Annotated in this window: 4 protein-coding genes; 1 reads left to right on the forward strand and 3 read right to left on the reverse strand. The window is 67.6% G+C overall.

All coding sequences use genetic code 11. From position 1 onward, the window contains the following. The first annotated feature begins 220 nt into the window (after positions 1-220). The gene (locus AC1D01_RS17205; RefSeq protein ID WP_477868329.1) at positions 221-1762 is read left to right on the forward strand and encodes a methyl-accepting chemotaxis protein; all 1542 of its coding nucleotides are present in this window, start codon (positions 221-223) and stop codon (positions 1760-1762) included. Here AC1D01_RS17205 and AC1D01_RS17210 read toward each other — a convergent pair. The 3 genes from AC1D01_RS17210 to AC1D01_RS17220 all read right to left on the reverse strand — a co-directional run bounded on the left by AC1D01_RS17210 (position 1746) and on the right by AC1D01_RS17220 (position 5938). Continuing rightward, positions 1746-2801 (reverse strand): hypothetical protein, encoded by a 1056-nt coding sequence (locus tag AC1D01_RS17210; protein WP_477868330.1) that lies wholly within the window; start codon positions 2799-2801, stop codon positions 1746-1748. The two genes, AC1D01_RS17205 and AC1D01_RS17210, sit on opposite strands and share 17 nt — an antisense overlap. Positions 2802-3099: 298 nt before the next feature. Further along, a complete protein-coding gene (locus AC1D01_RS17215) occupies positions 3100-5145 on the reverse strand; it encodes a hypothetical protein (RefSeq protein WP_477868331.1) in 2046 nt (681 codons plus the stop codon). Between the two features lie 112 nt (positions 5146-5257). Beyond that, positions 5258-5938: an OmpW/AlkL family protein gene (locus tag AC1D01_RS17220; RefSeq protein ID WP_477868333.1), complete on the reverse strand. Its 681-nt coding sequence runs from the start codon at positions 5936-5938 to the stop codon at positions 5258-5260. Between the last annotated feature and the right edge of the window lie 82 nt (positions 5939-6020).

The following is a 6020-nucleotide window of genomic DNA, read 5'->3' on the forward strand; positions in this document are numbered from 1 at the left end:
CGGTAAGGACCGCGCCCGATTTCCCAAGCGGGCCGGAAACGCATCCCGCTGTAGTCGGGCAGCGCCACCGTTTGTCGCCGCTGTCCTACACGCTGGCCCCAGCGTGGTGCGAACTGATGGCAGAATACGCACCTATTCGCCGCATTGGTACATCCGTCATCTTTTTACGATCGCTGCGGGGCTGCAAGCCTTGTTGTTCAACTGACGGAAAGCCGCTTCCATGAAGCTCAATCACCTCAAACTCGGCCAGCGGCTGGGCATGGCCTTCGGGCTCATCCTCGCGATCACCGCGCTCGTGTCGACGATCGGCGTGTGGCGCCTGGAGACGCTGAAGACGGCCAGCCAGGCACTGGCGACCACCGAGATGCAACGCCAGTCGCTGGCGGCGCGCTGGGCCGCCAACATCAACCTGAACTGGGTGCGCACCGCCGCCTCGCTGAAGGCGAGCGATGCCGGCTACATCGAGACGCTGAAGCGCGACATGGACGCGACCTCCACCTCGATCAGCGAGATGCAGAAGAAGCTCGACGAGCTGGTGGAAGACGGCACCGGCAAGCAGCTGATGGCCGACGTGGCGACGCGCCGCGAGGCCTACCGCGTCTCGCGCAGCGCGCTGTTCAAGCGCAAGCAGGCCGGCGACGACGTGGCAGGGCAGGTCGACAAGGAGCTGCAGCCGCTCGCGCAGGAGTACCTGAAGGGCCTGGCCGCTGTCGACGCGTACATGGACGAGCAGCTGGCCGCGAGCCAGGCGCAGACGATGGCGGTGGCCGTGAGCGGCCAGCGCATCCTGGCCGGCGGCGCGGTGTTCGCGGTGCTGGCCGGCCTGCTGCTGGCGGTGCTCGCGACACGCTCGATGACGGGCCCGCTGCACCAGGCGGTCGATTCGGCGCAGGCGATCGCCGGCGGCGATCTGTCGAAGCCCATCCATGCCGAGGGGCGCGACGAATGCGCGCAGCTGCTGGGCGCACTCGGCGGCATGCGCAACCGGTTGTCGGAACTGGTGAGCGACGTGCGGCGCAATGCCGAAGGCGTGGCCACCGCATCGGCCGAGATCGCGCATGCCAACAATGACCTGAGCGGCCGCACCGAGGAGCAGGCGAGCGCGCTGCAGCAGACCGCCGCCGCGATGGACCAGTTGTCGAGCACGGTGCGCATGAATGCCGACAACGCCCGCCAGGCCAACGTGCTGGCGCAGAACGCCTGCGATGTCGCGGCGCAGGGCGGCGACGTGGTCGGCCAGGTGGTCGACACGATGAAGGGCATCAACGACAGCTCGAGGAAGATCGTCGACATCATCGGCGTGATCGACGGCATCGCGTTCCAGACCAACATCCTGGCGCTGAACGCCGCGGTGGAAGCGGCGCGCGCCGGCGAGCAGGGCCGCGGCTTTGCCGTGGTGGCCGGCGAGGTGCGCACGCTGGCACAGCGCAGCGCCGATGCGGCCAAGGAGATCAAGGCGCTGATCTCGACCAGCGTCGAGCGCGTCGAGCAGGGCACGGTGCTGGTGGACCGCGCCGGCACGACCATGCAGGACGTGGTGAACTCGATCCGCCGCGTGACCGACATCGTCGGCGAGATCAGCACCGCGAGCAGCGAGCAGAGCACCGGCGTCTCGCAGATCGGCGAGGCCGTGACGCAGATGGACACGACGACGCAGCAGAACGCCGCGATGGTCGAGCAGGGCGCGGCCGCGGCCGAGAGCCTGAAGGCCCAGGCGCAGGACCTGGTCAACACGGTGGCGGTGTTCAAGCTGGCGGCTTGAACGCCTCGTCGCAGACCTTGGCGTGGCCGTGATCGCGGCTGCGCGCATGGCACAGCACGAGGAAGTCGGTGATGCCCTGCTTCAGCAGCTCGGCGACCATCGCGTCGAGGTGGCCGGCGCCCACCGTCGCGACGGCGCTGAAGCTTGAAGCGATCCGCGGATCCGCCTGCAGGTGCGAGGCGATCGTCTGCGCCATCTTGACGGAGCGGCGGTCGGCGTACTGACGCACCGATTCCTGATAGGCCCAACCCGCGCGGATCCAGTCGTCGACGAGCTTCGCATAGTCGCTGTCGCGGGCGAGCTTCATCAGGAGCCCGCGTTCCTCGACCTCGTCGTCCAGCGCTGCGCTCAAGGCCCCCAGCTCACGGTGGCTCATCGCCGACAACGGACGCCCGTCCGGAGTTTCGTCATGACCGAGAAGTTCAAGCTGGCAGCGCAGCAGCTCACGCGATGCCTCGGTGAATGCCTTCGAGGAACCCTCGGATTTCGCAGACAGGTCGGCGTCGTCCATGCCGATCGTTCCGCCAGGGCGCCCCTTCCCCGGCGGATGGATGCCGCGCCACATCGATCGCTTCTTCGGCACCCGCTCGGGCGGGCACTCGATGAAATGAAAGTCCCCGCCTCGATACAGGAAGCGGACCAGGTCGCCGATCTGCTTCTGGACGTCGGCGTCGTCGTGGTCGGGATCGCCGACCAGGATCACCACGCCATCGAGGGATCGATCGGACCGCCGCTCCAGTGCAGGGCTTTGCCGAAGCGTGAACGCCTGACCGACGAAGCCCGTCAACTCATCGATGCCAGCGTGCCCAGGCAGCCGGTCTGCGCAATCGCCGTTCGTGGCGCACACCTCGTCCTGGGGGCGAGCCTGCTCGACAGGCAGCAGGGTCCAGGAGGGATGCAGCGCATCGTTCCAGGCATCGAGGGTGGCGAGCAATTGCCGCCATCCGTTCGAGAGCCGCGGCACCAGACCCGTGTCGGCCTCCACCACGGCGACGCGCACACCGGCAGCGGCCTGCTGCCGCTTGATGCGTTCGATCATGCGTCTGTGGCGGGTGGCCTTGTCGACGAAGGGCCTGCGAGGCCCCGAGGAAGCCCTGGAACGCCCGGAACCTGCAGGCGGTGCCGTCCACGGCGTTCCTCGGCATGGGGCATCAGCGCCGAAGGATCCGGGCGACTGGCGCCAATGCGTTGCTGTCGAGTTGAAGGATGGAGGCTGCATGACGTGGTGAGTCGCCGCGCCGCGCCGCGGGTTCCATCCCCTGGACGCAGATTTCACCCTTGCCGTCCCAGTGCTTGTGGCACAGCACGAGAGAGTGCTTGACTCTGGCGGCGTGACCTCAGCGGCAGACATCGATCAAGTGGCTGACGGCGCGGGGACAAAGCAGGACGTAGGGATGACCGCTTTTCTGCAACACCTCGGCCATCCGCTGCAGATGGGCGGCGCCCGGCACGGCCACGTAGGCCCGGCGAGGTGACGTGCCTGTCGAGCGATCCGACTGAACGCGGCCCAGGATGATGCGGGTCATGTAATCAGAGCGACGATGCAGGGTCCCGTCGATCAGCTTCTCCAGCGCGAGTTCCTCGCGTTGCAGTTGCTCGGCCAGCACGCGGACCCGTTCGTCGCCAGGATTGCGTCCGGAAAAGCGTTTCTCGTATTCGGTCCGCAGTCCGTCCCTCTGCAGGCGCAGCTCCTCGAGAGTCGCGACGGCGTGGGTCTGGTGGCGGGAAGCTGCTTCCGGGCCCAATCCGAGGACCAGTTGCCCGATCAGTTCACGCAGGGCCTTGGCCACCTGGCCCATCGAGGTCTCGACTTGCAGCCCGAGCTCGAAGTCATCCATGCCCACCGATCCGCCATCCGCGTCCGCTTGCACGACCGGAATCCCGCGCAAATGGTGGTCCAGCTGCCCGCTGCGCAGATAGGGCTCCGGCAGTTCAACGAAGTGCAGGTCGCCGGGCTGCCAGATGCTTTTGACGGCCCGTGTCGCAGCATCGGGCGTGTGGTGGCCATGTTCGCCGATCAGCACGATCAAGCCATCGAGGGACCGGTGCTTGCCGAGGCCGCGGCCGGGAATGAGCTTGTAGTCGTCGGCCACGGCTTGCCGAAGCTCGGCGATCGTCAGATGCCCCGGCGTCATCGTTGAAGTGTTTTCCCTGGAAGCCTCGATGAGGTCGGCTCGCGGCGTGAGGTATCCCGCCGGCAACAGCAGCACGTGGCGGGTCACGCCGTGCGCTGCCAGCGMTTCGACGACGTCCCGGATGTGCCCGAGGCCCAGCGGGGCGACATAGCGCCTGTCGACACCGTCGCGCCGGTCCGCCGAGATCTGGCGTGCGATCAACGCCGCCATGTCCACGGAGCGCTGATGGCTGTTCGCTGCCACTGCGCCCGCGAAGCTGTTCAGGGCCTGCGACACGGCTTGCGTCAGCCGCTCGTACTCGGCACCTTCCATCACCTGCGGCCAGCGCGCCTTGATCTTGCCGAGAACTTCAGCCTCGACCGCCCTCAGCGAGGCCTCGGTCCACGACGGTGGAGGCGTCCACTGCAATGCCTCGCCGCCCGGAAGCTCTCTCACACGACCGATGCAGTGGACGAGGCGATCGATGACCGCCCCGAGCAACCGGTCCCTCAGGTCGGAGTCGGTCTTTCTCTCCGCCCCCACATCGACGAGAACCACACTGCTTCCCGCACCCGCCGCCACGCCGTACGCGATGTTCGAGGCCTGCTGCAATGTTTTCTCGTCGGCCTCGACGAAGAGGATGTCCCGCGCCGGGCCGCTGCGCACGCGGCAGAGGTCGTGCACGACAGACCGGATGCGATCCTGCAGAAGCGGGTCGTGGTGATTGGCATCGGCGACCAGGACCAGCACGCCGGACAGCGAACTGTCTCCGGCCTGTTCCAGCGACGGGCTCGGCGCCATCACCCAATGTGCCGGGTCGACATGCCAGCGCAAGTCGTCGAGCGTCTCGGGAAAGAGGATGCGTGGGGACACGACGGGGCAAACCGACCCGGCCTCTGCCGCGCCGGCCACCGGCAGGCCGATCTGCAGGACGCCGTTGTGCAGCACCGCGCCCACCTGGCGCTGAGCGCGGCGGATCGCCTCGAGCATCGCCTGGTGCCGGCCCTGCTGCCGCTGCGCCGTGCCGGGTGCCGTCAGCCATCGCCATGCGCCGGACACCCTCGCCGACCACCACTCGCCCACCATCTGCCCATACGTCGGTGTCGCTGTCAGCGTCGCCTGCGCCTTCGTGCGCGCCTGCCGCGCCGCGCGAACAACCCCCTGTCGTTGCCACGGCACCGGGTCGAGTGGCAGCCGGGTGCCCGGGTGGATCGATGACAGCGGGCAGGTGCCGCCGCTGCCTTGCAAGGCAAGGGTCGTGTTGTGCATCGCACTGGGTGACCGGACTCGACGCAAAGGTTCCGGCTTCGGCATTCGGCATGCCCCATGAAAAAGGCCCTGCCGCGGTCAGCGGCAGGGCCTTCGCACGACACCGCTCCGATCAGAAGCGGTAGCCGACGAACACCGCCGTGGTCAGCGGGTCCAGCTTGATGTCGAGCGTCTGCCCTGTCGACAAGGTCGTGGTCGTCTTCAGGAAAGTCTTCAGCACCGTCGCATCGACGAACCAGTGCTCGTCGAAGCTGTAGCTCGCGCCGACCTGGATCGTCGGGGCGAACTTCGAATCGACCTTCAAGGTGGTCGGGTTGGCACTCGATCCGCCGGTCAGGYCGGTCAGCGTCGCGGTGCCCTTCTCCTTGTAGAACTTCGCGTAGGTGATGCCGGCGCCCACGTACGGGCGGAACGGCGAGCTCGCTTCCAGGAAGCGGTACTGCCCCATCAGCGTGATCGGCAGCGCCTTGGTCTCGCCGATCTTGCCGACGCCGGCGATCGCGCCGTCACCGTTGATGTCGTGCTTGAACGGCATCGACAGCGGCAGGTCGATCGCGAAGTTGTCGGTCCACATGTAGGTGATGCCGCCGCCGAACTGGGTGCTCGAGTCGACATCGGCCTTGGTGCCGGGGAAGGCCGGCGCGCTCAGGTCGCCGCTGTCGACCTTCGGGTCGATGCGCACCGCACCGGCCCGCACCAGCCACGAGCCGGCGGATTGCGCGCTCGCCGCGCCGCTGGCGAACAGGCCGGCCACGCAGCCTGCCAGCGCGATGCACTTGAATGTCTTGTTCATGGTTCTTGTTCCTTCATGCATCCGGGTTTACAGCCAGCCCTTGGTGGCCAGGCTGCGCGCGATCAGCTGGGCGAGCAGCTGG

The organism is Rhizobacter sp. P3_B12, from assembly GCF_056402895.1.

Excerpts from the sequence above, each read along its gene's own strand:
- AC1D01_RS17205 (WP_477868329.1), top strand. The coding sequence starts at position 221 with ATGAAGCTCAATCACCTCAAACTCGGCCAGCGGCTGGGCATGGCCTTC.
- AC1D01_RS17210 (WP_477868330.1), bottom strand. The coding sequence starts at position 2,801 with ATGATCGAACGCATCAAGCGGCAGCAGGCCGCTGCCGGTGTGCGCGTC.